24 protein-coding genes and 4 tRNA genes are annotated in these 24,318 nt (G+C 65.1%); 18 read left to right on the top strand and 10 right to left on the bottom strand.

What is annotated here, in order from left to right; all coding sequences use genetic code 11:
* Positions 1-118: 118 nt before the first annotated feature.
* The 5 genes from ribF to ispH are packed head-to-tail and all read left to right on the top strand — an operon-like array spanning position 119 to position 5,797.
* Positions 119-1,069 carry a bifunctional riboflavin kinase/FAD synthetase gene (ribF, locus tag QMX96_RS15190; RefSeq protein WP_168186867.1) on the top strand — a complete coding sequence of 317 codons (951 nt, stop codon included), beginning with the start codon at positions 119-121 and terminating at the stop codon, positions 1,067-1,069.
* Entirely contained in the window at positions 1,066-3,897 is a 2,832-nt protein-coding gene (ileS, locus tag QMX96_RS15185) for an isoleucine--tRNA ligase (protein ID WP_282362000.1), read from the top strand. Before ribF ends, ileS begins: the two co-directional genes overlap by 4 nt.
* Positions 3,890-4,405, top strand: coding sequence for a signal peptidase II (lspA, locus tag QMX96_RS15180; protein WP_043860308.1), 516 nt, complete (start codon positions 3,890-3,892; stop codon positions 4,403-4,405). Before ileS ends, lspA begins: the two co-directional genes overlap by 8 nt.
* Positions 4,398-4,835 (top strand): FKBP-type peptidyl-prolyl cis-trans isomerase, encoded by a 438-nt coding sequence (gene fkpB / locus QMX96_RS15175; RefSeq protein ID WP_054914918.1) that lies wholly within the window; start codon positions 4,398-4,400, stop codon positions 4,833-4,835. Before lspA ends, fkpB begins: the two co-directional genes overlap by 8 nt.
* Positions 4,836-4,849: 14 nt before the next feature.
* Positions 4,850-5,797, top strand: coding sequence for a 4-hydroxy-3-methylbut-2-enyl diphosphate reductase (gene ispH / locus QMX96_RS15170; RefSeq protein ID WP_043860310.1), 948 nt, complete (start codon positions 4,850-4,852; stop codon positions 5,795-5,797).
* Here ispH and QMX96_RS15165 read toward each other — a convergent pair.
* On the bottom strand, positions 5,786-6,262 hold the full coding sequence (locus QMX96_RS15165) for a GspH/FimT family protein (RefSeq protein ID WP_282361999.1): 477 nt from the start codon (positions 6,260-6,262) through the stop codon (positions 5,786-5,788). The two genes, ispH and QMX96_RS15165, sit on opposite strands and share 12 nt — an antisense overlap.
* A gap of 137 nt (positions 6,263-6,399) precedes the next feature.
* Here QMX96_RS15165 and QMX96_RS15160 point away from each other — a divergent pair, with 137 nt between their 5' ends.
* From QMX96_RS15160 to thiO, 5 genes are read left to right on the top strand one after another with little or no spacing between them, the layout of a single operon-like run.
* Positions 6,400-6,747, top strand: a complete 348-nt coding sequence (locus QMX96_RS15160; RefSeq protein WP_196932536.1) for a prepilin-type N-terminal cleavage/methylation domain-containing protein — start codon at positions 6,400-6,402, stop codon at positions 6,745-6,747.
* A complete protein-coding gene (locus tag QMX96_RS15155; protein WP_282361997.1) occupies positions 6,744-7,448 on the top strand; it encodes a hypothetical protein in 705 nt (234 codons plus the stop codon). The genes QMX96_RS15160 and QMX96_RS15155 overlap by 4 nt, the downstream gene beginning before the upstream one ends.
* Positions 7,445-7,957, top strand: coding sequence for a PilX N-terminal domain-containing pilus assembly protein (locus QMX96_RS15150; RefSeq protein WP_043860313.1), 513 nt, complete (start codon positions 7,445-7,447; stop codon positions 7,955-7,957). The genes QMX96_RS15155 and QMX96_RS15150 overlap by 4 nt, the downstream gene beginning before the upstream one ends.
* 11 nt (positions 7,958-7,968) lie before the next feature.
* Entirely contained in the window at positions 7,969-8,379 is a 411-nt protein-coding gene (locus QMX96_RS15145; protein WP_043860314.1) for a type IV pilin protein, read from the top strand.
* A gap of 29 nt (positions 8,380-8,408) precedes the next feature.
* Positions 8,409-9,506 carry a glycine oxidase ThiO gene (gene thiO / locus QMX96_RS15140; protein ID WP_100633437.1) on the top strand — a complete coding sequence of 366 codons (1,098 nt, stop codon included), beginning with the start codon at positions 8,409-8,411 and terminating at the stop codon, positions 9,504-9,506.
* Between the two features lie 41 nt (positions 9,507-9,547).
* On the opposite strand, the gene QMX96_RS15135 is transcribed toward thiO, so the two are convergent.
* Positions 9,548-9,784, bottom strand: coding sequence for a PP0621 family protein (locus tag QMX96_RS15135; protein WP_254996768.1), 237 nt, complete (start codon positions 9,782-9,784; stop codon positions 9,548-9,550).
* Between the two features lie 98 nt (positions 9,785-9,882).
* Positions 9,883-10,905, bottom strand: a complete 1,023-nt coding sequence (locus QMX96_RS15130; protein WP_043860317.1) for an outer membrane protein assembly factor BamD — start codon at positions 10,903-10,905, stop codon at positions 9,883-9,885.
* A gap of 150 nt (positions 10,906-11,055) precedes the next feature.
* Here QMX96_RS15130 and rluD point away from each other — a divergent pair, with 150 nt between their 5' ends.
* From rluD to QMX96_RS15095, 7 genes are all read left to right on the top strand, one after another.
* The gene (gene rluD, locus QMX96_RS15125; RefSeq protein WP_043860318.1) at positions 11,056-12,018 is read left to right on the top strand and encodes a 23S rRNA pseudouridine(1911/1915/1917) synthase RluD; all 963 of its coding nucleotides are present in this window, start codon (positions 11,056-11,058) and stop codon (positions 12,016-12,018) included.
* Entirely contained in the window at positions 12,015-12,755 is a 741-nt protein-coding gene (pgeF, locus tag QMX96_RS15120) for a peptidoglycan editing factor PgeF (protein ID WP_278929353.1), read from the top strand. The genes rluD and pgeF overlap by 4 nt, the downstream gene beginning before the upstream one ends.
* Before the next feature lie 125 nt (positions 12,756-12,880).
* Positions 12,881-15,445: an ATP-dependent chaperone ClpB gene (clpB, locus tag QMX96_RS15115; RefSeq protein ID WP_043860320.1), complete on the top strand. Its 2,565-nt coding sequence runs from the start codon at positions 12,881-12,883 to the stop codon at positions 15,443-15,445.
* 302 nt (positions 15,446-15,747) lie between these two features.
* Positions 15,748-15,823, top strand: a tRNA-Asn gene (locus QMX96_RS15110).
* Positions 15,824-15,833: 10 nt separating this feature from the next.
* Positions 15,834-15,910: transfer RNA gene (locus tag QMX96_RS15105), tRNA-Pro, on the top strand.
* A 5-nt stretch (positions 15,911-15,915) separates the two neighbouring features.
* Positions 15,916-15,991, top strand: a tRNA-Lys gene (locus QMX96_RS15100).
* 99 nt (positions 15,992-16,090) lie between these two features.
* Positions 16,091-16,167: transfer RNA gene (locus tag QMX96_RS15095), tRNA-Pro, on the top strand.
* Between the two features lie 53 nt (positions 16,168-16,220).
* Here the strand turns inward: QMX96_RS15095 and QMX96_RS15090 are convergent.
* The 4 genes from QMX96_RS15090 to QMX96_RS15075 form a co-directional block, all read right to left on the bottom strand.
* Positions 16,221-19,325 (bottom strand): DUF6543 domain-containing protein, encoded by a 3,105-nt coding sequence (locus QMX96_RS15090; RefSeq protein ID WP_282361995.1) that lies wholly within the window; start codon positions 19,323-19,325, stop codon positions 16,221-16,223.
* Positions 19,326-19,454: 129 nt separating this feature from the next.
* Positions 19,455-20,750, bottom strand: a complete 1,296-nt coding sequence (locus QMX96_RS15085) for an NAD(P)/FAD-dependent oxidoreductase (protein ID WP_282361994.1) — start codon at positions 20,748-20,750, stop codon at positions 19,455-19,457.
* A gap of 90 nt (positions 20,751-20,840) precedes the next feature.
* Positions 20,841-21,014: a DUF3094 family protein gene (locus QMX96_RS15080; RefSeq protein ID WP_043860322.1), complete on the bottom strand. Its 174-nt coding sequence runs from the start codon at positions 21,012-21,014 to the stop codon at positions 20,841-20,843.
* Positions 21,015-21,182: 168 nt separating this feature from the next.
* Positions 21,183-21,812, bottom strand: coding sequence for a DUF1780 domain-containing protein (locus QMX96_RS15075; RefSeq protein ID WP_043860323.1), 630 nt, complete (start codon positions 21,810-21,812; stop codon positions 21,183-21,185).
* A gap of 129 nt (positions 21,813-21,941) precedes the next feature.
* On the opposite strand from QMX96_RS15075, the gene QMX96_RS15070 reads away from it, so the two are divergent.
* Entirely contained in the window at positions 21,942-22,631 is a 690-nt protein-coding gene (locus tag QMX96_RS15070; protein WP_043860324.1) for an energy-coupling factor ABC transporter permease, read from the top strand.
* On the opposite strand, the gene yacG is transcribed toward QMX96_RS15070, so the two are convergent.
* Genes yacG through QMX96_RS15055 form a run of 3 tightly spaced genes read right to left on the bottom strand, consistent with a single transcriptional unit; the run spans position 22,628 to position 24,317 of the window.
* Positions 22,628-22,831, bottom strand: a complete 204-nt coding sequence (gene yacG / locus QMX96_RS15065; protein WP_043860325.1) for a DNA gyrase inhibitor YacG — start codon at positions 22,829-22,831, stop codon at positions 22,628-22,630. The two genes, QMX96_RS15070 and yacG, sit on opposite strands and share 4 nt — an antisense overlap.
* The gene (gene coaE / locus QMX96_RS15060) at positions 22,828-23,451 is read right to left on the bottom strand and encodes a dephospho-CoA kinase (RefSeq protein WP_078479476.1); all 624 of its coding nucleotides are present in this window, start codon (positions 23,449-23,451) and stop codon (positions 22,828-22,830) included. The genes yacG and coaE overlap by 4 nt, the downstream gene beginning before the upstream one ends.
* Positions 23,448-24,317, bottom strand: coding sequence for an A24 family peptidase (locus QMX96_RS15055; RefSeq protein ID WP_282361992.1), 870 nt, complete (start codon positions 24,315-24,317; stop codon positions 23,448-23,450). The genes coaE and QMX96_RS15055 overlap by 4 nt, the downstream gene beginning before the upstream one ends.
* Position 24,318: the final 1 nt, after the last annotated feature.

The following is a 24,318-nucleotide window of genomic DNA, read 5'->3' as shown; positions in this document are numbered from 1 at the left end:
TGGCCGGCGCGGGTCAGGCGTCGGTTTTGTGTTTTAGACGCCCTGGCATCGCGCTGCTGCCTGTCGTCGGCGCCCGGGTGTGGTTATAATCGACCACTTTATGAGCAAGAAGCGCGTTATGCAGCTGGTTCGAGGCCTTCACAACCTTCGCCCCGAGCATCGGGGCTGTGTTGCCACTATCGGCAACTTCGACGGTGTTCACCGCGGTCACCAGGCTATCCTGGCGCGTTTGCGTGAGCGCGCGGTAGCGCTGGGCGTACCCAGCTGCGTGGTGATTTTCGAGCCACAGCCGCGTGAGTACTTTGCACCGGACACCGCGCCTGCGCGCCTGGCCCGCCTGCACGACAAGGTCGCCCTGTTGGCCGCCGAAGGCATCGACCGGGTGCTGTGCCTGGCGTTCAACCAGCGCCTGTGCAAGCTCAGCGCCGCCGAATTCGTCGACACCATCCTGGTCGACGGCCTGGGCGTGCAGCACTTGGAGGTCGGTGACGACTTCCGGTTCGGCTGCGACCGGGTGGGTGACTTCACGTTCCTGCAGCAGGCCGGCCTGCGCCACGGCTTCACCGTGGAAGCGGCGCAAACCGTGGAGCTCGAGGGCCTGCGGGTCAGCAGCACGCAGGTGCGCGAAGCACTGGCGCGTGCCGACTTTGTCGTGGCCGAGCGTCTGCTGGGCCGCCCGTTCCGCATCCGCGGCCGGGTGCTGCATGGGCAGAAGCTGGCGCGCCAGCTGGGTTGGCCCACGGCCAACATACAACTCAAGCGTCATCGCGTACCGCTCACCGGGGTGTACCTGGTCAGCGTTGAACTCGATGGCCAGGCGTGGCCGGGTGTCGCCAACATCGGCGTGCGCCCCAGCGTTGCAGGTGATGGCCGCGCCCACCTGGAAGTGCATCTCCTGGATTTTGCCGGCGATCTGTATGGCCGGCGTCTCACGGTGGAATTCCACCACAAGCTGCGCGATGAGCAGCGATTCGCCTCCCTGGAGGCGCTGAAGTCGGCGATCGATGCGGATATCGCCGCCGCACGTGCCCATTGGCACGGTCAACCGCTAACGAAGAGCCTGAAATGACCGACTATAAAGCCACGCTAAACCTTCCGGACACCGCCTTCCCGATGAAGGCCGGCCTGCCACAGCGCGAACCGCAGATCCTGCAGCGCTGGGACAGCATTGGCCTGTACCAGAAGCTGCGCGAAATTGGCAAGGATCGTCCGAAGTTCGTGCTGCACGACGGCCCGCCCTACGCCAACGGCAAGATCCACATCGGTCACGCGCTCAACAAGATTCTCAAGGACATGATCTCGCGGTCCAAGACCCTGGCCGGCTACGATGCGCCGTACGTGCCGGGTTGGGACTGCCATGGCCTGCCGATCGAGCACAAGGTCGAAGTGACCCACGGCAAGCACCTCACTGCGGACAAGACCCGCGAGCTGTGCCGTGCCTACGCGGCCGAGCAGATCGAAGGGCAGAAGAAGGAATTCATCCGCCTGGGCGTGCTGGGTGACTGGGACAACCCCTACAAGACCATGGACTTCGCCAACGAAGCCGGCGAAATCCGCGCCCTGGCCGAAATGGTCAAGCACGGTTTCGTGTTCAAGGGCCTCAAGCCCGTGAACTGGTGCTTCGATTGCGGTTCGGCCCTGGCCGAAGCCGAGGTCGAATACGCCGACAAGAAGTCCCAGACCATCGACGTGGCCTTCAACGTGGCCGACGAAGCGCGGCTGGCCCAGGCCTTCGGCCTGTCGTCGCTGGCCAAGCCCGCCGCCATCGTGATCTGGACCACCACCCCGTGGACCATCCCCGCCAACCAGGCGCTGAACGTGCACCCCGAGTTCAGCTATGCCCTGGTGGACGTCGGCGACAAGCTGCTGGTGCTGGCCGAAGAGCTGGTCGAAGCCTGCCTCAAGCGCTACTCGCTGGAAGGTTCGGTGATCGCCACCGCGCCGGGCTCTGCACTGGAGCTGATCAACTTCCGTCACCCTCTGTACGATCGCCTGTCGCCGGTCTACCTGGCCGAGTACGTCGAGCTGGGCGCCGGTACCGGCGTGGTCCACTCGGCCCCGGCCTACGGTGAAGACGACTTCGTGACCTGCAAGCGCTACGGCATGGTCAACGACGACATCCTCACCCCGGTGCAGAGCAACGGCGTGTACGTCGACTCGCTGGAATTCTTCGGTGGCCAGTTCATCTGGAAAGCCAACCCGCACATCGTCGACAAGCTCGCCGAAGTCGGCGCGCTGATGTTCACCGACACCATCAGCCACAGCTACATGCACTGCTGGCGCCACAAGACCCCGCTGATCTACCGCGCCACCGCGCAGTGGTTCGTGGGCATGGACAAGCAGCCTGACAGCGGCGAAACCCTGCGCAAGCGCGCTCTCAACGCCATCGAAGAAACCAAGTTCGTGCCGGCCTGGGGCCAGGCGCGCCTGCATTCGATGATCGCCAACCGTCCGGACTGGTGCATCTCGCGTCAGCGCAACTGGGGTGTGCCGATCCCGTTCTTCCTGCACAAGCAGACCGGTGAACTGCACCCGCGCACCGTCGAACTGATGGAGCAAGTGGCCCAGCGCGTCGAGCTCGAGGGCATCGAAGCCTGGTTCAAGATGGACGCCGCCGAACTGCTCGGTGACGAAGCCGGCCAGTACGACAAGATCGCCGACACCCTGGACGTGTGGTTCGACTCCGGTACCACCCACTGGCACGTGCTGCGTGGCTCGCATAACATCGGCCACGAAAGCGGCCCGCGCGCCGACCTGTACCTGGAAGGTTCCGACCAGCACCGCGGCTGGTTCCACTCCTCGCTGCTCACCGGCTGCGCCATCGACGGCCATGCGCCGTACCGCGAGCTGCTGACCCACGGCTTCACCGTGGACGAGAACGGCCGCAAGATGTCCAAGTCGCTGGGCAACACCATCGAGCCGCAGAAGGTCAACGACACCCTGGGTGCCGACATCATGCGCCTGTGGGTATCGGCCACCGACTACTCCGGCGAGATGGCGGTTTCCGACCAGATCCTGCAGCGCAGCGCCGACGCCTACCGGCGCATCCGCAACACCTCCCGCTTCCTGCTCTCCAACCTGTCCGGCTTCGACCCGGCCCGCGACCTGCTGCCGGCCGACGACATGCTGGCGCTGGACCGCTGGGCGGTCGACCGTACCCTGCTGCTGCAGCGCGAACTGGAAGAGCACTACGGCGAGTACCGTTTCTGGAACGTCTACTCCAAGATCCACAACTTCTGCGTGCAGGAGCTGGGCGGCTTCTACCTCGACATCATCAAGGACCGCCAGTACACCACCGGCGCCAACAGTGTCGCGCGCCGCTCGTGCCAGACCGCGCTGTACCACATCAGCGAAGCGCTGGTGCGCTGGATCGCACCGATCCTGGCGTTCACCGCCGACGAGCTGTGGCAGTACCTGCCGGGCGAGCGCAACGAGTCGGTCATGCTCAACACCTGGTACCAGGGCCTGACCGAGCTGCCAGAAGGCATCGAGCTGGACCGCGCCTACTGGGACCGCGTGATGGCCGTCAAGGCTGCGGTCAACAAGGAGCTGGAGAACCAGCGTGCGGCCAAGGCCATCGGCGGCAACCTGCAAGCCGAAGTCACCCTGTTCGCCGACGAGGCCCTGAGCACCGACCTGAACAAGCTGGGCAACGAACTGCGGTTCGTGCTGATCACCTCGGCAGCCAGCGTGGCGCCGTTCGTCGAAGCCCCGGCCGATGCCGTGGTTACCGAAGTGGCCGGCCTCAAGCTCAAGGTGGTCAAGTCGGGTCACGCCAAGTGCGGCCGTTGCTGGCACTTCCGCGCCGACGTGGGCGTGAACCCGGAGCATCCGGAAATTTGCGGTCGTTGCGTCGACAACATCAGCGGCAAAGGTGAGGTGCGTCACTATGCCTAACCCCAACGTGGGGCGCTTCGGGCGCCTCGCCTGGCTGTGGCTGAGCCTGCTGGTACTGGTCCTGGACCAGGCCAGCAAGCACTACTTCGAAGGTGCGCTGAGCCTGTACCAGCAGATCGTGGTCATCCCCGACTACTTCAGCTGGACCTTGGCCTACAACACCGGTGCGGCCTTCAGCTTCCTGGCCGACAGCTCCGGCTGGCAGCGCTGGCTGTTCGCCCTGATCGCCCTGGTGGTCAGTGCGGTGCTGGTGGTGTGGCTCAAGCGCCTGGGCCGCGACGATACCTGGCTGGCCGTTGCGTTGGCCCTGGTGCTGGGCGGTGCGCTGGGCAACCTGTACGACCGCATCGTGCTCGGCCACGTGGTCGACTTCATCCTCGTGCATTGGCAGAACCGCTGGTACTTCCCGGCCTTCAACCTGGCCGACAGCGCCATCAGCGTGGGCGCCGTGATGCTGGCGCTGGATATGTTCAAGAGCAAAAAGTCCGGAGAACCCGTCCATGACTGATACCCGTATCGGCCAGAACACCGAAGTCACCCTGCACTTCGCGCTGCACCTGGAAAACGGTGATACTGTCGACAGCACCTTCGAGAAAGCTCCGGCGGTGTTCAAGGTCGGCGACGGCAACCTGCTGCCGGGCTTCGAAGCCGCGATCTTCGGCTTCAAGGCCGGCGACAAGCGCACCGTCAGCGTGGCACCGGAGAACGCCTTCGGTCAGCCGAACCCGCAGAACGTGCAGATCATTCCCCGCTCGCAGTTCCAGGACATGGAGTTGTCCGAAGGCCTGCTGGTGATTTTCAACGACGCGGCCAACGCCGAGTTGCCCGGCGTGGTGAAGGCGTTCGATGACGCGCAAGTGACCATCGACTTCAACCACCCGCTGGCCGGCAAGACCCTGAACTTCGAGGTGGAAATCCTCGCAGTCAAGGCCCTTTGAGCCAGGAGTCAGCCATGCAGATCAAACTCGCCAACCCACGCGGCTTCTGCGCCGGCGTGGACCGGGCGATCGAAATCGTCAATCGCGCCCTCGAGGTGTTCGGCCCGCCGATCTATGTGCGTCACGAAGTGGTGCACAACAAGTTCGTGGTCGAAGACCTGCGCGCGCGTGGGGCGATCTTCGTCGAAGAGCTCGACCAGGTGCCCAATGACGTCATCGTCATCTTCAGTGCTCACGGCGTTTCCCAGGCCGTGCGCCAGGAGGCGGCGGGGCGCGGCCTCAAGGTCTTCGACGCGACCTGCCCGCTGGTGACCAAGGTGCACATCGAGGTGGCCAAGTACAGTCGCGATGGCAAGGAATGCATCCTGATCGGCCACGAAGGGCACCCCGAGGTCGAAGGCACCATGGGCCAGTACGACGCCAGCAACGGCGGTTCGATCTACCTGGTCGAAGACGAAGAGGATGTCGCCAACCTGCAGGTTCGTGACCCCGAACGCCTGGCCTTCGTGACCCAGACCACCCTGTCGATGGACGACACCAGCCGCGTCATCGATGCGCTGCGCACGCGCTTCCCCAGCATTGGCGGGCCGCGCAAGGACGACATCTGCTACGCCACCCAGAACCGCCAGGATGCGGTCAAGCAACTGGCTGACGAGTGCGACGTGGTACTGGTGGTGGGCAGCCCGAACAGCTCAAACTCCAACCGCCTGCGTGAGCTGGCCGAGCGCATGGCCACCCCGGCCTACCTGATCGACGGTGCAGAAGACATGCAGCGCAGCTGGTTCGACGGTGTGGAGCGTATCGGCATCACCGCCGGCGCCTCCGCCCCCGAAGTGCTGGTGCGTGGCGTGATCGCGCAGTTGCAGGAGTGGGGCGCCACAGGTGCCGACGAGCTCGATGGTCGCGAAGAGAATGTAACGTTCTCGATGCCCAAGGAGCTGCGGGTGCGTTCACTGATCTGACCCGGCGGCCGCGCACAGCGGCTGATCGGTGGCGAGCTGGCGCAGGCTGACCCGCCCGGTGCGTGACAGCACCACCTGATGCAGGCTCCGGGTTCCGGGACTTTCGCACACGTGCAGGGTCCCGGCCTGGAACGCACCGCCCGCCTGCAGCGGTACCCCCAGCCCGCTGAAATGCACCTGCCGCGCCAGCGGCTGATTGCCCACCACCCGAACCTTCCCGCTGGCACGGTACTCGTGCAGCAAGCCTTCATCGTCGGCGCTCATTCGCCATCCCTTGCTCCAGTCGCTCTCAAGGGCCGTCAGGCTGACTCGCTGATTGCGCAGCAGGGCTTCGCTGCGGGCGCTGCGCAAGGCCTGGGCAAGGTTCTGCGCGCTGGCCTCGCGCTGTAGGCTCACGCTCATGGCGCTGTAGGCCGGCAGCCCTAACTGCGTCAGCGCCGCGATCAGCCCCAGCGCATACATCATTTGTATCAGTGTTACGCCCTGTTGCCCCATCGTGCATCCCTCCCTGGAAGTGCTTCTCTGTAGATTCAGTGCCGCTCGGTTGGGCGTCCAGTCGGCCGGGTAGGCAATCACATGGGGAAATTTCGCAGGAGGCGCACATGGCCAGGAGGCTGCAGCAGGGCATGACCCTGATCGAAGTGATGATGGCGCTGCTGGTGCTGTCACTGGGGGTAATGGCGGCGGCTGCGCTGCAAGGGCGGGCGTTGCACGGCACCGACGGCGCGCTGCGTACCACCCAGGCGCTGTACCTGGCCCAGGCCCTGCTCGAAGGCGCGCGCGCTGCGGGCGGGCTGAGGGCGGGGGAGGCCAGCGCCTTGCAGCGCGAGCTGGTAAAGGTGGCCGGCGCGTCCGCGCAGGCACAGGTGCGCCAGGCGGGCAATGGGCTCGCACTCGACCTGCACTGGCAGGGCGGTGGCCTTGCTGTGCAGGGGCAGGTGGGACCATGAGGCGCGACACCGGTTTCGGCCTGGTCGAGGCGCTGCTGGCGTTGAGCCTGGGCGTGCTGCTGGTGCTGGCCGGCAGTCGCCTGTTCATCGGTGCGCTGCAGGGTTGGCAGGCGCAGGGCGCACTTGCGCAGTTGCAGGAGGATGCGCGCTTTGCGCTGCAGCGCATGGCCCGTGACATCCGCATGGCCGGTGCATTCGGCTGCCTGCGGCGCGAGGCGATCAGCTTTGCCGACCCTGCCATTGCCGCGGCATTTGCCCTGCCGATCAGTGTCAGCCTCGAGCCTGACGGCACCCTGCGCAGCCTGAGCCTGGTTGGCGTGCAGGGTGGGGAGGCCGGTGGCCCGCCCAACTGGACGCTGCTCACCGACTGCCTGAGCACCGCCCAGGTGCAGGCAGGCGAGCGCTTGCCCGGGCCACACCAGTTCGCCTTGCCGGTTCGTCAGCAGGTGTACCGCCTGGTGGACGGGCAACTGCTGCTCACCAGTGGGGGCAGCCACGCGGTGCTGATCGAACATGTCAGCCAGCTGCAGGTTGACCTGGGCGTGGCGGGCGAGGGCGGTGAGCTGGCCTGGATGACGGCGGTGCCCGACCCTTCGCGCATTCGCAGCATCCGCCTGCGCCTGACCCTGGACGACCCCGCTGAACGGGTGCGCGCGCAAACCTATCAGATGGTCGCCGCCGTGCGTAACCGCCTGCCATGAAGCTGCAACGGGGCATGGCGCTGCTGGTGTGCCTGGTGCTGATGCTGCTGTGCGGCCTGCTGGGTGTTTCGGTGCTGCACAGTGCCGCCTTGCAGGCACGCATGGCCGGCAACCTGGTGATGGCATTGCAGGCGTTCGAAGCGGCGGAAGCCACGTTGCGGCTCGCCGAGGCCCGTGTGCTGGCGGGGCTTGAGCCTCCGGGCCCGTGCGTGTACTGCCTGCCGCCGCCGGAGGCACCCAGGGTACGCGCCGCCGGTGTGCAGGGCGGGGCGGGGCCAAGCTCCGGGCTGGGCTGGCAGGCGCAAGGGCCTGGCTTCTTCCTGGTACAGAACCTGGGCCGCAGCTCGCGCCCCGCGCGGCTGCCCGACGGCCTTGAGGTGCAGCTGCTTCGGGTGACTGCCGTGGGGCGTCAGCAGCAGGCGCGGGTGGTGCTGGAGAGCGTGCTGGCGCAGCCAGTGGTGTCGGCTGAATGGCCGGCGCAACGTATCTTGTGGCGGCAGATCCACTAGGGGCGCACAACATGCCGCGAACTCATCAGGGCCTGAGCCTGATCGAACTGTTGATTGTCGTCGCCGTGGTCGGCATTCTGGCGGGCATTGCCTACCCCAGCTACCGCGACACGGTGAAAAGAGCCGCACGCAGCGAGGTCGTGGGGCTGCTGTTCGACAGTGCGCAGCACCTGGAGCGCCATCGCGCCCGCACGGGCCAGTATGCCGATACCGATGCCGTGATCACCCCGTTGCCCCCCGGCACAGGCCATTACAGCCTGCACGCCAGCCGCGAGGCCGAGGGTTTCAGCCTGCTGGCCCGGCGTCACGCTGGCGGGCTGATGGCCGGCGACGCCTGTGGCGACTTCGAGCTCGATCAGCAGGGTGTGCGCGGCAACCCCGGCGCCAGTAACGAGGCGGACGGGGGGTGCTGGGGTAACTGACGTCTTTCATACGGGTACTGGACCAATAGATGACCAAGCAAGTAGTGATTGTCGGCGGTGGGGTGATCGGCCTGCTGACTGCGTTCAACCTGGCGGCCGATGTCGAGCAGGTGGTGGTGTGCGACAAGGGCGCGCTCGGCCAGGAGTCTTCCTGGGCCGGGGGCGGGATCGTGTCGCCGTTGTACCCGTGGCGCTACAGCCCGGCGGTTACTGCGCTGGCGCATTGGTCGCAGGACTTCTATCCGCAGCTGGGCGAGCGTCTGTTCGCCAGCACCGGTGTAGACCCCGAGGTGCATACCACCGGCCTGTACTGGCTGGACCTGGACGATGAAGCCGAGGCGCTGGCCTGGGCGGCCCGCGAGGGGCGCCCGTTGAGCGCAGTGGATGTGGCCCGCGCCTATGCGGCGGTGCCCGTGCTGGGGCCGGGCTTCGAGCGGGCCATCTACATGGCGGGTGTGGCGAACGTGCGCAACCCGCGCCTGGTCAAGTCGCTCAAGGCGGCGTTGCAGGCCCTGCCGAACGTGACCCTTCGCGAGCATTGTGAAATCACCGGGTTCAGCCGCGAGGGCGAGCGTATTTGCGGCGTTGAAACCGTCGATGGCCCGATCCGCGCCGACCAGGTGGTGCTTACGGCGGGGGCCTGGAGTGGCGACCTGCTGCGCCCGCTGGGCCTGGAGCTGCCGGTGGAGCCGGTGAAAGGGCAGATGATCCTGTTCAAGTGTGCGGAGGATTTCCTGCCGAGCATGGTGCTGGCCAAGGGGCGCTACGCGATCCCACGGCGTGACGGGCACATTCTGGTCGGCAGCACACTGGAGCATGCAGGCTATGACAAGACGCCCACCGAAGCGGCGCTGGCGAGCCTGAAGGCCTCGGCCATCGAATTGCTGCCGGCGCTGGCCGATGCCACGCCGGTCGGGCATTGGGCTGGGTTGCGGCCTGGCTCACCGGAAGGTGTGCCGTACATCGGCCAGGTGCCCGGGCATGAAGGCTTGTGGTTGAACTGCGGGCATTACCGCAACGGGCTGGTGCTGGCGCCGGCGTCCTGCCGGTTGTTCGCCGACCTGCTGCTGGGGCGTGCGCCGATCATCGACCCGGCGCCGTACGCGCCGGGGCCGCGCCTGCTGTAACAGCAGGCATGTGGAAACCGGCCTGGCCGGCGAAGGGGCCCTCAGCCCTGGCGGGTATCGTTGGGCCCCTGCTCCAGATGCGCCGGGCTGCAATACCACAGCTGGCCCCGGTGCAAGGCACGGTCGGTGGGCAGGTGCACGCCGCAATGGGCGCAGCGCACCATCTTCAGCGGGTCATCGAGGGTAGGGCGAGTATCGGCAGCAATGCCGGCCTTGAACTTGCGCCACAACCAGAACGCAGCAGCAATCAGGGCAATCCAGAGAATTAGGCGAACCATGGTGTCCAGCTTTGTCGAATGAAGAGCCCCCAGTTTAGGGCCTGGCAACAAAAAAGGGAGGCCATCGGGCCTCCCTTTTTCATTCACCGTATGGCGTGTCAGTCGAATACGCCAAAGGTCATGTAGCTGAACCACGAACGGTCTTCGTTGTTGCCTTCGGCTTCGTGGTTTTCTTCTTCGATCACGTCGCCATTTTCGTCCTTGGGCAGCAGTTCCTGCGGGATCGCGTCTTTGGCGTCCTGATACTGCTTCTGCACGTCCTGGTTGGCGCGGGTCTGGCCTGGCGGCAGCGGCGGCGCGCTGGAGATCAGGCCCAGGGTGGCCTTGGACAGCCACGAGCGGTTGTCCGCCTCGTCCTGCTGCGGCACGAACTGGCCGTCTTTCAGGCTCGGGTGATCGGGGTAGTTGAGTTTCAGGGTTTCCAGGCTGGTGGCTGCCAGTTCGTCCAGGTGCAGACGCATATAGGCTTCGGTCATCACCGCCAGGCCGTCACCGACCGATGGGGTTTCCTGGAAGTTTTCCACCACGTAGCGGCCACGGTTGGCGGCGGCAACATACGCCTGACGGGTCAGGTAGTAGTCGGCCACGTGGATCTCGTAGGAGGCCAGCAGGTTGCGCAGGTAGATCATGCGCTGCTTGGCGTCCGGCGCGTAGCGGCTGTTGGGGAAGCGGCTGGTGAGCTGGGCGAACTCGTTGTACGAGTCACGCGCTGCGCCCGGGTCACGCTTGGTCATGTCCAGCGGCAGGAAGCGCGCCAGCAGGCCGCGGTCCTGGTCGAACGAGGTCAGGCCCTTGAGGTAATAGGCGTAGTCGACGTTCGGATGCTGCGGATGCAGGCGGATGAAGCGCTCGGCAGCCGACTTGGCAGCCTCGGGCTCGGCGTTCTTGTAGTTCGCGTAGATCAGCTCCAGCTGCGCCTGGTCGGCATAGCGGCCGAACGGGTACCGCGACTCCAGGGCCTTGAGCTTGGAGGTGGCGCTGGTATAGCTGTGGTTGTCCAGGTCGGCCTGCGCCTGCTGGTACAGCTCGGTTTCGCTGAGGTTTTCGTCGACGACTTCCTTCGAAGAACAAGCAGCGGTGAGTCCGAGGATGGCGATCAGCAGCAGGTGTTTCACTTGCATGGCGGCTTGCGTCCCTATGACGGCTGCTGTCTTGGGCGAGGCCGTCCTGTTATGATGAGCACCCCGTTGGAACCCTCGGGGCAAAAGACGCCGTATTTAACCACAAGCGTGCAGCTGAAACCAAAGGCTGTGCCTCCGCCTGATTCGAGCATGTCCGAGAAAATTGAACTTCGCGCAGAGGTACCGTCCGAATTGGGCGGGCAACGCCTCGACCAAGTCGCCGCCCAACTGTTTGCCGAGCACTCGCGCTCGCGCCTTTCCGCCTGGATCAAAGAAGGCCTACTGACCGTCGATGGCAACGTCGTGCGTCCGCGCGACATCGTCCATGGCGGCGCCCTGCTGGCGCTTGACGCCGAGCAGGAAGCCCAGGGCGAGTGGGTGGCGCAGGACATCGAACTGGACATCGTCTACGAAGACGAGCACATCCTGGTCATCAACAAGCCGGCCGGGCTTGTGGTGCACCCGGCTGCCGGTCATGCCGACGGCACCCTGCTCAATGCCCTGCTGCACCACGTGCCGGACATCATCAACGTGCCGCGCGCCGGCATCGTGCACCGCCTCGACAAGGACACCACCGGTCTGATGGTGGTGGCCAAGACCATTCAGGCGCAGACCCAGCTGGTAGCCCAGTTGCAAAGTCGCAGCGTCAGCCGCATCTATGAATGCATCGTGATCGGCGTGGTTACCGCAGGCGGCAAGATCAACGCCCCGATCGGTCGTCACGGCCAGCAGCGCCAGCGCATGGCGGTGATGGAGGGCGGCAAGCAGGCCGTCAGCCACTACCGCGTGCTCGAACGCTTCCGCTCGCACACCCACGTGCGCGTCAAGCTGGAAACCGGGCGTACCCACCAGATCCGCGTGCACATGGCCCACGTCAACTTCCCGTTGGTCGGCGACCCGGTGTACGGCGGGCGCTTCCGCATCCCGCCGGCGGCCAGCGTGACCATGGTCGACGCGCTCAAGACCTTCCCGCGCCAGGCCCTGCACGCACGCTTCCTGGAGCTGGATCACCCGGTGACCGGTGAGCGCATGGGCTGGGAGTCGTCCCTGCCGGACGACTTCGTATGGCTGCTGTCGCTGCTCAAGCAGGACCGCGAGGCCTTCGTCGGATGAGCCCGCTGACGCACCACCTGCTGACCCCCGACTGGCCTGCGCCAGCCTGGGTCAAGGCGTGCGTCACCACCCGGGGCGGCGGCGTGAGCCTGGCGCCCTACGATTCGTTGAACCTGGGCGACCACGTCGGTGACGCCCAGGCCGCAGTGGCCGAGAACCGTCGGCGCCTGACCGCGCAGTTCGCCATCCAGCCCGCCTGGCTCAAGCAGGTGCACGGCATCGATGTGGTCGAGGCCGACCCGGCGCTGGTTGCCGAAGCCGACGCCAGCTGCACCAGCACCCCCGGCATCGCCTGCACGTCCATGACCGCCGACTGCCTGCCGGTACTGTTCTGCGACCGTGCCGGCACCCGCGTGGGCGCTGCCCATGCCGGCTGGCGCGGGCTGGTGGGTGGTGTGCTGGAGGCCACGCTCGATGCGCTGGGCGTACCGGCCAGCGAGGTGCTGGTATGGCTGGGCCCGGCCATCGGGCCCCAGGCGTTCGAAGTGGGCGGCGAAGTGCGCGAAGCCTTCATGACCGTTCATCCGGAAAGTGCCAGCGCCTTCGTGGCGGGGGCGCAGCCCGGCAAGTTCATGGCCGACATCTATGCACTGGCGCGCATTCGCCTGGCGGCCCGTGGCATCACTGCCGTGTATGGCGGCGGCCTGTGCACCGTGAGCGACCCACGCTTCTATTCCTACCGTCGCAGCCCCGTTACCGGGCGCTTCGCTTCGCTGATCTGGCTGGCGCCTCGCTGACCTGGATCAAGCCCGCTACGCTTGAATCTTCCACAATCACCCTTATCTATAGGGGTATCTCAGGCAGGTTTTTCTTCATCAGGTGTGTCCATCGCTCCGGCCTGCCCATTAAAGGAAGGTAAGTTATGCGAATAGACCGTTTGACCAGCAAGCTGCAACTGGCGTTATCCGACTCCCAGTCCCTGGCGGTTGGCATGGATCACCCCGCGATCGAGCCTGCGCACCTGTTGCAGGCGCTGATCGACCAGCAGGGTGGTTCGATCAAGCCCCTGTTGATGCAGGTGGGCTTCGACGTCAACAGCCTGCGCAAGGAACTGGGCAAAGAACTCGACCAGTTGCCAAAAATCCAGAACCCTACCGGCGACGTCAACATGTCGCAGGACCTGGCACGCCTGCTCAACCAGGCCGACCGCCTGGCCCAGCAGAAGGGCGACCAGTTCATCTCCAGCGAGCTCGTGCTGCTGGCGGCCATGGACGAGAACAGCAAGCTCGGCAAGTTGCTGCTCGGCCAGGGCGTGAGCAAGAAGGCGCTTGAAAACGCCATCAGCAACCTGCGCGGCGGCGAAGCGGTGAACGACCCCAACGCCGAGGAATCGCGCCAGGCCCTGGACAAGTACACCGTCGACCTGACCAAGCGTGCCGAAGACGGCAAGCTCGACCCGGTGATCGGCCGTGACGACGAGATCCGCCGCACCATCCAGGTGCTGCAACGCCGTACCAAGAACAACCCGGTGCTCATCGGTGAGCCTGGCGTGGGTAAGACTGCCATCGCCGAGGGCCTGGCCCAGCGCATCATCAATGGCGAAGTGCCCGATGGTCTGAAGGGCAAGCGCCTGCTGTCGCTGGACATGGGCGCGCTGATTGCCGGCGCCAAGTTCCGCGGCGAGTTCGAAGAGCGCCTCAAAGGCCTGCTCAACGAGCTGTCCAAGCAGGAAGGCCAGATCATCCTGTTCATCGACGAGCTGCACACCATGGTCGGCGCCGGTAAAGGCGAAGGCTCCATGGATGCCGGCAACATGCTCAAGCCTGCGCTGGCGCGCGGCGAGCTGCACTGCGTCGGTGCCACCACGCTGAACGAGTACCGCCAGTACATCGAGAAGGATGCGGCGCTGGAGCGTCGGTTCCAGAAGGTATTGGTAGAGGAGCCGAGCGAGGAAGACACCATCGCCATCCTGCGTGGCCTCAAGGAGCGTTACGAGGTGCACCACAAGGTGGCGATCACCGACGGCGCGATCATTGCCGCGGCCAAGCTCAGCCATCGCTACATTACCGATCGTCAGTTGCCCGACAAGGCCATTGACCTGATCGACGAGGCGGCCAGCCGCATCCGCATGGAGATCGACTCCAAGCCCGAGGTGCTCGACCGTCTGGAGCGTCGTCTGATTCAACTGAAGGTGGAATCCCAGGCGCTGAAGAAGGAAGACGACGAGGCGGCCCTCAAGCGCCTCGAGAAGCTGACCGAGGAGATCGTGCGGCTGGAGCGTGAGTACTCCGACCTGGAAGAGATCTGGACCTCGGAAAAAGCCGAAGTGCAGGGCTCTGCGCAGATCCAGCAAAAGATCGAGCAGTCCCGTCAGGAGCTGGAAACCGCCCGCCGCAAGGGCGACCTGAGCCGCATGGCCGAGCTGCAGTACGGGGTGATCCCGGACCTTGAGCGCAGCCTGCAGATGGTCGACCAGCACGGCAAGGCCGAAAACCAGCTGCTGCGCAACAAGGTGACCGAGGAAGAGATCGCCGAGGTGGTGTCGAAGTGGACCGGTATCCCGGTATCCAAGATGCTCGAAGGCGAGCGCGAAAAGCTGCTGAAGATGGAAAGCCTGCTGCACCAGCGCGTGATCGGCCAGGAAGAGGCCGTGGTGGCCGTGGCCAACGCGGTGCGTCGTTCGCGGGCCGGGTTGTCCGACCCTAACCGGCCAAGTGGTTCGTTCCTGTTCCTGGGCCCTACCGGTGTGGGTAAAACCGAGCTGTGCAAGGCGCTGGCCGAGTTTCTGTTCGACACCGAAGAGGCCATGGTGCGTATCGACATGTCCGAGTTCATGGAGAAACATTCCGTGGCGCGGCTGATTGGTGCACCGCCAGGCTACGTGGGCTACGAAGAGGGCGGCTACCTGACCGAAGCCGTGCGGCGCAAACCCTATGCGGTAGTGCTGCTGGACGAGGTCGAGAAGGCCCACCCGGACGTGTTCAACGTGTTGCTGCAAGTGCTTGAAGACGGTCGCCTGACCGACAGTCATGGCCGTACCGTGGACTTTCGCAACACGGTGATCGTGATGACCTCCAACCTGGGGTCGGCACAGATCCAGGAACTGGTGGGTGATCGCGAGGCGCAGCGCGCTGCGGTGATGGACGCGGTGGGTTCGCATTTCCGCCCCGAGTTCGTCAACCGTATCGACGAAGTGGTGGTGTTCGAGCCTCTGGGTCGCGACCAGATCGCCGGTATCACCCAGATCCAGCTGTCGCGTCTGCGCAGCCGTCTGGCCGAACGCGAGCTGAGCCTGGAGCTGAGCCCCGAGGCCCTCGACAAGCTGATCGCGGTCGGTTACGACCCGGTGTATGGCGCACGGCCGCTGAAACGGGCGATCCAGCGCTGGATCGAGAACCCGCTGGCGCAACTGATTCTGTCGGGTCAGTTCATGCCCGGCAGCAGCATCACCGCCAAGCTGGAGGGCGAAGAGATCGTCTTTGCCTGAGTTTTCGGCGGGTTACGCTAAGGCCTCGATTTTCGAGGCCTTTTTTCTTTGCATTTTGCTTCGAGTGCTTGTAAAGTGCGCCCCGCTGTATGTCGCCCCGCAGGTTTCCGGCAGAAGTGGGAATCTGAAAAAAAGTTGCAAATCAGTGTGTTGAATGCAAATTAAGGGTTGACAAGGGTTTTGAAGATTGTAGAATAGCGCGCCTCAGAGACATGAACGCAGCGATGCACAAGGTCGAAGAGTTCGAAGCGGTAGCGATACAGTTTTCGAAATTGCAGCAAGTTGTACTTGAAATTGATAGTTCCGCGATAGCTCAGTCGGTAGAGCAAATGACTGTTAATCATTGGGTCCCAGGTTCGAGTCCTGGTCGCGGAGCCAAATTTCAAACCGGGGTATAGCGCAGTCCGGTAGCGCGCCTGCTTTGGGAGCAGGATGTCAGGAGTTCGAATCCCCTTACCCCGACCATATTTGGGTCGTTAGCTCAGTTGGTAGAGCAGTTGGCTTTTAACCAATTGGTCGTAGGTTCGAATCCTACACGACCCACCATTTTTGAATCCGGTTCGCTGGGTTTGAATCTTAAAAGGTTGGTACGCCATTAGCGTCCAGCCATTAAAAAAGGCACCTTAATCGGTGTCTTTTTTTTACCGGGGTATAGCGCAGTCCGGTAGCGCGCCTGCTTTGGGAGCAGGATGTCAGGAGTTCGAATCCCCTTACCCCGACCATCTTCAGAAAAAGGGCACCTTGCAAAAGGTGCCCTTTTTCGTTTGCGCGGGGTTTAGCGCGTGTGCAGCCAGCTGGCGGTACTGCCTATGCCCAGCACATCCTGCAGGGGGCTGTAGTGCGGGGTGGCCAGGCGTTGCTGCAGGCGCAGCGCGCGCATCCGCGCCTCGTCGAAATACAGCTCGCCCCGGGTCAACCGCACCACGCCGCGGTACTGGCGAAACGCAGGCAACTCCCGATCGATCACCGCATTGAACATCTGCGGCCCACTCACGTGGCTGATGCGACGCGCATAGGCGTCCATGGTCGCCTGGCTGTCCTTGTAGTCGTAAGGGCGGCTGCGGAACAGGTCGCGGTTGCGCAGGTAACGCTGCAGGCTTTCCTCGCTGATGCGATCGAGCAGCGGGTTGTCGGGCAGCGAGCCGAAGTTGCTGTTGTTGAATTCGATGATCATCCCCAGGCGTGGATGGCTTGCCAGCCCGTTGAGCATCAGCTCGCCCGGCTTCACCTTCATTTGTACATCGCCCAGGGCGCGACGGGTGTCGCTGGGGCCATGTACCCAGTCGTCCACATCCATGTACAAGCCGCCCTCCATGCGCAACAACTGATAGCGCAGGGTATCGACCGCGCTGGCGTAGTTGATGGCCGGGCCGCTGCTGGCGCTGCGGTACTGCGGGTAGAACGGGCTCTGGCGAAACTGCTCGAAAAACGGCGTTTGTTCCAGGGTATGCAGGTGGAGGTTGGCCGGGCGCTGTTCCAGCAACTTCAAGGTATCGCGCAAGGCCTGGGGGTCGCCGATCGACAGGTACAGGTGGCATTCGAACGGGTTGGCGCCCCGTGCGGCCACCCGGGCATTGTCCAGCACCAGGCTGGCCAGCCTGCGTGGCAACGGGCCGCCGAGCCATATGCTGTGAATCTTGCGCGGTAGCGGCAGGCTGCCTTCGGCGTCCGGTATCTCGATTTCCAAGGGGATACGCGCCGCAATGTTCAGGGTGTCCAGCGCCTGCTGCATGCTGCTGGGTGATTCGGGTTCGGTGGGCAGTGCCGTCAGCAGATCGAAACCGCCGGTGGCGCTGTTGTAGCGGTAGGCGGTGCCTTGCGCGGTGCGCCAGCTAGCGCTGAACAAGTCATAGCGTACGTATTGGCGTGTGCCACCGGCCTCGATGCTGTAGAGCCAGCGCATTTCGCCAGCCGAGGGTTCGAGCACCCTCACCCCTTGCAGTAGGGTGGGCGCCTGGTGGATGACCCCAGCGTCATTGAGCGAGGGCAGTGGCGCCTCGAGTTCGCTCATCGCCATCAAGCGGCTACGCGAGGGCTCCAGACCCTCCAGTTGCAGGTGTACCTCGTCGAACAGCCAGGCCCCGTCGCCGAAGTCCTCCAGTGCGCGCGCGCCCTCTGCCCACTCCTGCATGAACGATGGCGCCAGCCCCTGTCGACTCAGGGTGAAGCGCCAGTTGTACTGCAGGTTGTGGCGCAGGGACGCGCAGGCCAGCCCCTGGCTGTCGACTTCATACACCACAAACGGGCCATCCAGCTCGGCCTTGGCGTACTCCAGCGCACCCGGCACGCTGGCGAAGGTGCGCACCACCTTGCCGGGCCGCAGGCGCGCACTGAAGTCGAAGCGCAGGGTTTCGCGTGGTACCAGCGAGCCTGCGGGCGAGCCGGTTTCGCCTCGCGCCAGCGCGTGCACCAGATACACGCGCGGCACATCGGTACGCTCGATCAGCCCCAGGCTGTTCCAGCGCTCGCCCGCCTGCAGCACGATGTTGTCCTGATGCAACTGGATCAGCGCCAGGCTTTCGCCGCTGTCCGGCACTTCAATGGGCGCGGGCCGGGGTACCGGGCTGTTCAGCGGGCCTTCGGCGGCCAGGGCTTCGTCGGCGAACACGAACGGCAGGCTGAAGGCGGCGGTGATCGCACTGGAAATGGCGTTGATAATCGCCTGGCGTCGCTGCTGGGTATCGGCGGCATGGACCGCCTCGATGCTGTTGAGGATCACGTTGGCCACCCCCGCACCGACCACCACCAGCGCCAGCGGCCAGGCGACCGGGGCGGCAACCCCGGCCAGGCCGATGAAGGCGCCCAGGTAGCGGGTCCACAGCTGGCTGGTGAGGTGGGCATTGCTCATCAGCAGGCGCTGGGCCTGCTGCGACATCTGCGTGATCGCCAGGCTGCGCAGCGCCTGGAAGCCGTCGCCCTGAATATGCTGCTCGGCCTGGTTGAGCAGGTCGATATGGGCGCCCTGCGCATCGCTGGCAAAAGTATCCAGCGCGCGGTTGGCCTTGTCCTGCTCGCTTTGCTGCAACGGGGCGAACGCGCCCAGATGGCGCAGCAGACGCTGACGGCCCGTGGGGCTCGCGGCCTGTTCGCGTACCCAGTCGTACAGCGCCTGGCGGTTGGCGAACGCCAGCAGGCTGGGGCTGCCGCCCGGCAGGTAGAGCACCTGGCGGCCCTGGCCGTTGACCACGCGCAGTGCCTGCGGCACGCGCAGGCCGGCAATGTCGAAGCTGTACAGACGGGTATCGGCCTGGGCGGGGGCCGGCATCAGCAGCCCGTCCAGGGTCAGCGGCTGGCTGACGCGTGCCCCGAGGCCGTGGCGCAGCATGCGCAGCTCCTCGCGGCCCAGCCTGCCGCTGGCGGCCTGCCGGGCCACCTGCGCCAGAAAGTGGGTCTTGGCCAGCAGGATGAAATCGTCGCCGCGGGAGTCCCAGAAGGTACGCAAGGCGTGGGTATAGGTGGCTGCAAAGTCGATGGCCCAGAAGTCCCGTGAAACCGGCGCCGCCAGCATCCTGACTTCATTGCGCTGGTCGAACCAGCTGTGCTCGGCGCCATCGGTGTAGAAGCCGCCCATCACCTGCAGGGTGTCCAGGTCATCCTGATCGCTGGCGGCGAAGCGCTGCAGCATCAATTGCACAAAGGTCAGCGAACGCAGCGGCGGGCCGCGGTGCTCCCACCCCGAAAAGCTCGCCGGGGTGCTGACGGCGCGGTCGAAGCGGTGCCACCAGACCTTCTCGGGGTCGAGCTGGCGGCCGGTATGCTTGAAGATGATGGCGCGAGCCTGGGTGATGGCCAGCTCATGCAGGTCGGGGAAGTGCTCCACCCATTCGCGGGCCTTGCGTGCCAGGGTGCTGGCGTTGACGTTCACGGGTTGCGTAGGCATGCCGATGCTCCAGGTCGATGAAGCTCGAGCCTGGCCCAGCAGGGCAGTTCGGGGAGGGTAGATAAGTATCGCCAGTGGCCTGGCGCCCATCCGGCCCCGGCAGGGCGCCGGGGCGGACGGGGGTAGCCGTCAGTGCAGCTTGAGGCGGGGTTCGGTGCCGCGGCCGATACGGCTGCCGAGCATCAGCATCAGCGTGCGGAAGGTGCCATACAGCGCCATCTGGTGCATGCGGTACAGCGACACATAGAACATCCGCGCCAGCCAGCCTTCGAGCATCACACTGCCGGTGAGGTTGCCCATCAGGTTGCCCACTGCCGAGAAGCGCGACAGCGAAACCAGCGAGCCGTAGTCGCGGTACGCGTAGGTGGGCAACGGCTTGCCCTCCAGGCGCGCCTTGAGCCCTTTGGCCAGCAGCGAGGCCTGCTGGTGGGCGGCCTGGGCGCGCGGCGGCACATTGCGGTCGCTGCCCGGCTGCGGGCAGGCGGCGCAGTCGCCGAACGCGAAGATGTCATCGTCCAGGGTGGTCTGCAGGGTAGGGCGCACCACCAGTTGGTTGATGCGGTTGGTTTCCAGCCCGTCGATGTCCTTGAGGAACGCCGGGGCGCGGATACCGGCCGCCCACACCTTGAGGCTGGCGTGGATCACCTCGCCGTTGGCGGTCTTGAGCGAGTCTGCGGTGACCTCGCTGACCGACGCGTTGGTCAGCACCGTCACGCCGAGTTTTTCCAGGGTTTTGTGCACCGGCACGCTGATGCGCTCGGGCAGCGCCGGTAACACCCGTGGGCCGGCCTCGATCAGGGTGATCTGCATGTCCTTGGGCTGGATGCGGTCCAGGCCATAGGCGGCCAGTTCGTGGGCGGCATGGCGCAGCTCGGCCGCCAGCTCCACGCCGGTGGCACCGGCACCCACGATCGCCACGCTGATCTTCTCGCTGGCAAGGTCGCCGGCGTGGGCGCGCAGGTAGTGGTTGAGCAACTGCTGGTGGAAGCGCTCGGCCTGCTTGCGGGTGTCGAGGAACAGGCAATGCTGCGCTGCACCCAGGGTGCCGAAGTCGTTGGTGTTGCTGCCTACCGCGATCACCAGCGTGTCATACGCCAGGGTGCGCGCCGGCAGCAGCTCGCGGCCGTCCTCGTCGAGGGTGGCGGCCAGCTGGATCTGCTTGCTCGAACGCTCCAGGCCGCTCATGCGCCCCAGCTGGAACTGGAAGTGGTTCCACTTGGCCTGGGCCACGTAGTTGAGCTCGTCTTCGGAGGAATTGAGCGAACCGGCCGCCACTTCGTGCAGCAGCGGCTTCCAGATGTGGGTCAGGTTGGCGTCGACCAGGGTAATCGCGGCAGTGCCGCGCTTGCCCAGGGTCTTACCCAGGCGGGTCGCCAGTTCCAGGCCGCCGGCGCCGCCGCCGACAATCACGATACGGTGAGTCATGGGGATATCTCATAAGGTTTGCGGAATTCTGGGTTGGGTCCTGAGTGGCCGGCCGCGCAGGGCGGGCGGTTTGGGCGAGCGCAAGGCAGCTCATAGCACCAGGTGGCTCAGGAGGCGGCTCAACAGGCCAAGGCTGATCGTCACGCCCACCACCAGAGCAAGGAGCAGCCATGGCCTGAAAGGCTTGCGCTCGACTTGGTGTTGGGGGGCACGCAGGTATTCATCGACTCGTCGCTGGTCTTCGGGGTTCAGGCGGCTGGTCATGGAGGCCTCCTCAGGTAGACGCATGTGACTGTGGGAACGCTACAGTGTTCACTGTAGTCCGTCGCCAAAGGCTTACCTGGGGGATCGAAGCGCTCGTGACAGCGAATGATTGCGCTTTGTATCACCCGCGCCGCATTTATGCCATCCCGCTTTGGCAGGGGGCGGCGATCACAGGCTGATCCCCACATCGAAGACGATGCTGCGCCCCAGGTTGGCGCGCAGAAAATCCGGCGCATCGGGGTGGGCGAACAGCACCCGGGCGAAGGTCGGGCCCACCAGCGACAGCGAGCGCCAGCCCTGGCGCAGGTACTCGGTGGGCGGCGGGAAGTGGCTGTTGAGGTCGAGCACTTCGCGCTTGAGGCTGGCGAAGGCAATGATGTCCAGTTCGCCCAGGTCCAGGTTGCGTTCGCGGTAGTTGTGCGACTTCTTGCGCAGGGTGGGCGCCAGGCGCTGTAGCAGCTCCTGCGCACTGATGCGTCGCGGCCGGGCCTCGCGCCTTACCAGCTGCGCGAGGGAGAACGCGCTGCGCCTGCGCTGCAACTCTTCGCGCCATTCGTCGTTGAGCCGGCGCCCTTCGTCGAGCACGAAGAACACCTCGAAGGCGGCATCGCGAAACAGCACGTCGGGTGGCTCCTGACCGGCGGCGGTGAAGTCCTCGCTGCGGTAAGGGATGTTCAGGCCTTGCAGCAGGCGCTGGCATACCCAACGCTCGCGCTCCCATTTGCGGGCATTGGACAGGAACGCATTGGCTTGTTCGGCCTGAATGGTTAGCAGGCGCAGGTAGTCTGAGTCATCCATGGGCACAAGCTTAGCGCCCAAATCATGACAACGCTGCATTCCAGGCCCGGTGGATGGCGGCAACAGGCCGTGGAACGGTGTGTAGAATGAGCCATCGTCGGGCGCAATGCACACAAGGGGCAGACAGCCGTGATTGGCGCACAAGTGTTATCGGAACAAAGCCTGCTGCTGGGCTGGCTGTGCTATGTGCCGCTGCTGCTGTGGGCGGTGTGGCGCGCGCCGTGGGTCGAGCTGTTCACCGACCGGCGGCGCCAGCACCTGCTGTTCGGCACCATCTTCGCACTGTTCGCGTTGTGGCTGGTACGCCGCGACTTCGACACCGGCGTGTCGTACCACTTCATCGGCATGACCGCCGTGACCCTGCTGCTGGACTGGCCGCTGGCAATCGTCGGTGGCCTGGTGGCGCAGGTGGGGCTGGTGGCGCTGGGGCGTCAGGACCTGGCGGCGATGGGCGTCAACGGCCTGCTGCTGATTGGCCTGCCGGTGCTGGTGACGGAGGGGGTGGCCATACTGGTGGAGCGCGCACAGCCTAAAAACCTGTTCGTGTACATCTTCTGTTCGGGGTTTTTCGCCGCCGCGCTGGCGACCTTGCTGTGCCTGCTGGCCAGCCTTGGCTGGCTGTGGCTGGACGGTATCTTCGTGATGCCCGAATGGCTGTCGGACTTCATCGGCTACCTGTGGCTGATCATCTTCCCCGAGGCCTTCATCAACGGCATGGTAATCAGTGCGCTGGTGGTGTTCTGCCCCGAGTGGCTGGAAACCTTCAACCGGACCCGCTACCTGCAGGCCCCGTGGAAGGACGATGAACCGCGCGGCTAGTGTTCGCGCGGGTTGAAGTCGCCGGAGAACAGCTCGTCTTCGGCATCCGGTGCCACCGGAATCTTGTGCTCTTCAGCGGCCCAGGCACCCAGGTCGATCAGCTTGCAGCGGTCGGAGCAGAACGGCCGGTAGGTATTTGTGGCACTCCATTCAACAGGGGCGCCACAGGTCGGGCAGTCTACGGTCAGGGGTTGGCTCATGCTTGGCCTCCACGCAAAGTCAGGTAAAAGTGATGCAGGCGGTCGACCTCCGAATGCAGCCAGGCCAGGTCGCGGTCGTTGACGATCACGTCGTGGGCATGGCGCAGGCGCTCTTCGCGGCTGGTCTGCGCCTTGAGAATGGCCTGCACCTGTTCGGGGCTGGTCTGGTCGCGCTGCAGTGTGCGTTCGATCTGCAAGGCCTGCGGCGCGTCGATCACCAGCAGGCGCTGGGTGCGCTGATACTGGCCCGACTCGATCATCAGCGGTGAAACGAACACCGCATAGGGCGACTCGGCCTTGGCCAGGTAGCTGAAGATCTCCTGGCCGATCAGCGGGTGCAGCAGGGCTTCCACCCAGCGGCGTTGCGCCGGGTCGCTGAAGATCAGCTGGCGCAGGGCGGCGCGGTCCAGTTGCCCGTCGCTTTGCAGCACGCCGGGGCCGAAATGCTCCACCAGGCTGGCCAGCGCCGGGCGCCCGGGCTCGACCACCCAGCGTGCGGCCTGGTCGGCATCCACCAGGTGCACGCCCAGCTCGATGAAGCGTTGTGCCGCGGCGCTCTTGCCACTGCCGATGCCACCGGTGAGGCCGAGAATCCAGGGTGTGAAGGCGGGTGTGGTCATTGCAGTCCGGCAAATTGCAGATAGGAAGTGGTCATTTGACCACCCCAGAGCAACGCGATCCAGCCCGCAATGGCCAGATAGGGCCCAAACGGAATCGGCGTGCTTGCCTGCTGGTTGCGCAGGCGCAGCAGCACCAGGCCCAGCAGCGCGCCCACCAGCGAGGCCAGCAGCAGCGTCAGCGGCAGGATCTGCCAGCCGCCCCAGGCGCCGAGCATGGCCAGCAGCTTGAAATCGCCATAGCCCATGCCCTCCTTGCCGGTGACCAGCTTGAACAGCCAGTACACCGTCCACAGGCTCAGGTAGCCGGCCACGGCGCCCCACAGCGCCTGGTCCAGCGGCACGAACACCTCGAAGGCATTGAGTATCAGGCCCAGCCACAGCAGCGGCAGCACCAGCACATCGGGCAGCAACTGGTGCTCGATATCGATCAGGCTCATTGCCAGCAAGCCCCAGCTCAACAGCATGAACGCCGCCGCGCTGGCGCTGAAGCCTAAATGCCAGGCCGCGAACAGGCCAAGCCCTGCGCAGGCCAGCTCCACCAGCGGGTAACGCGGGCTGATCGATGCCTTGCAGGCCGAACAGCGCCCACGCAGGCACAGGTAACTCAGCACCGGGATGTTCTCCCACGCGCGGATGCGGTGCTGGCAGTGCGGGCAGTGGGAGTGGGGCAGCATCAGGTCGAAACGCGGTTCGGCCGGGCTGGGCAGCTCCAGCACTTCGCGGGCCTCGCTGCGCCATTGGCGCTCGAGCATCATCGGCAGGCGATGCACCAGCACATTGATGAAGCTGCCCACAATCAGGCCAAGCAACAGGGCGACGCATTGGTAGGCCAGCGGCTGGCGGGCCAGGGTTTCGAACAGGTCCATA

This window comes from Pseudomonas sp. PS01300 (assembly GCF_029960155.1).
In the GTDB taxonomy this organism is placed as follows: Bacteria; Pseudomonadota; Gammaproteobacteria; order Pseudomonadales; family Pseudomonadaceae; genus Aquipseudomonas; species Aquipseudomonas palmensis.
The sequence above is the reverse complement of the archived record's forward strand: the minus strand, read 5'-3'. Positions and strand labels throughout refer to the sequence as shown.

Coding starts and splice junctions, on each gene's coding strand:
- ispH (WP_043860310.1), top strand. CDS start 4,850: ATGCAGATCAAACTCGCCAACCCACGCGGCTTCTGCGCCGGCGTGGAC.
- pgeF (WP_278929353.1), top strand. CDS start 12,015: ATGAGCCCGCTGACGCACCACCTGCTGACCCCCGACTGGCCTGCGCCA.
- ileS (WP_282362000.1), top strand. CDS start 1,066: ATGACCGACTATAAAGCCACGCTAAACCTTCCGGACACCGCCTTCCCG.
- QMX96_RS15135 (WP_254996768.1), bottom strand. CDS start 9,784: ATGGTTCGCCTAATTCTCTGGATTGCCCTGATTGCTGCTGCGTTCTGG.
- QMX96_RS15165 (WP_282361999.1), bottom strand. CDS start 6,262: ATGATGTATGCGCTGGGGCTGATCGCGGCGCTGACGCAGTTAGGGCTG.
- QMX96_RS15055 (WP_282361992.1), bottom strand. CDS start 24,317: ATGGACCTGTTCGAAACCCTGGCCCGCCAGCCGCTGGCCTACCAATGC.
- thiO (WP_100633437.1), top strand. CDS start 8,409: ATGACCAAGCAAGTAGTGATTGTCGGCGGTGGGGTGATCGGCCTGCTG.
- coaE (WP_078479476.1), bottom strand. CDS start 23,451: ATGACCACACCCGCCTTCACACCCTGGATTCTCGGCCTCACCGGTGGC.
- QMX96_RS15155 (WP_282361997.1), top strand. CDS start 6,744: ATGAGGCGCGACACCGGTTTCGGCCTGGTCGAGGCGCTGCTGGCGTTG.
- QMX96_RS15150 (WP_043860313.1), top strand. CDS start 7,445: ATGAAGCTGCAACGGGGCATGGCGCTGCTGGTGTGCCTGGTGCTGATG.
- QMX96_RS15160 (WP_196932536.1), top strand. CDS start 6,400: ATGGCCAGGAGGCTGCAGCAGGGCATGACCCTGATCGAAGTGATGATG.
- ribF (WP_168186867.1), top strand. CDS start 119: ATGCAGCTGGTTCGAGGCCTTCACAACCTTCGCCCCGAGCATCGGGGC.
- fkpB (WP_054914918.1), top strand. CDS start 4,398: ATGACTGATACCCGTATCGGCCAGAACACCGAAGTCACCCTGCACTTC.
- lspA (WP_043860308.1), top strand. CDS start 3,890: ATGCCTAACCCCAACGTGGGGCGCTTCGGGCGCCTCGCCTGGCTGTGG.
- QMX96_RS15075 (WP_043860323.1), bottom strand. CDS start 21,812: ATGGATGACTCAGACTACCTGCGCCTGCTAACCATTCAGGCCGAACAA.
- QMX96_RS15090 (WP_282361995.1), bottom strand. CDS start 19,325: ATGCCTACGCAACCCGTGAACGTCAACGCCAGCACCCTGGCACGCAAG.
- rluD (WP_043860318.1), top strand. CDS start 11,056: ATGTCCGAGAAAATTGAACTTCGCGCAGAGGTACCGTCCGAATTGGGC.
- QMX96_RS15085 (WP_282361994.1), bottom strand. CDS start 20,750: ATGACTCACCGTATCGTGATTGTCGGCGGCGGCGCCGGCGGCCTGGAA.
- QMX96_RS15080 (WP_043860322.1), bottom strand. CDS start 21,014: ATGACCAGCCGCCTGAACCCCGAAGACCAGCGACGAGTCGATGAATAC.
- yacG (WP_043860325.1), bottom strand. CDS start 22,831: ATGAGCCAACCCCTGACCGTAGACTGCCCGACCTGTGGCGCCCCTGTT.
- QMX96_RS15145 (WP_043860314.1), top strand. CDS start 7,969: ATGCCGCGAACTCATCAGGGCCTGAGCCTGATCGAACTGTTGATTGTC.
- QMX96_RS15130 (WP_043860317.1), bottom strand. CDS start 10,905: ATGCAAGTGAAACACCTGCTGCTGATCGCCATCCTCGGACTCACCGCT.
- clpB (WP_043860320.1), top strand. CDS start 12,881: ATGCGAATAGACCGTTTGACCAGCAAGCTGCAACTGGCGTTATCCGAC.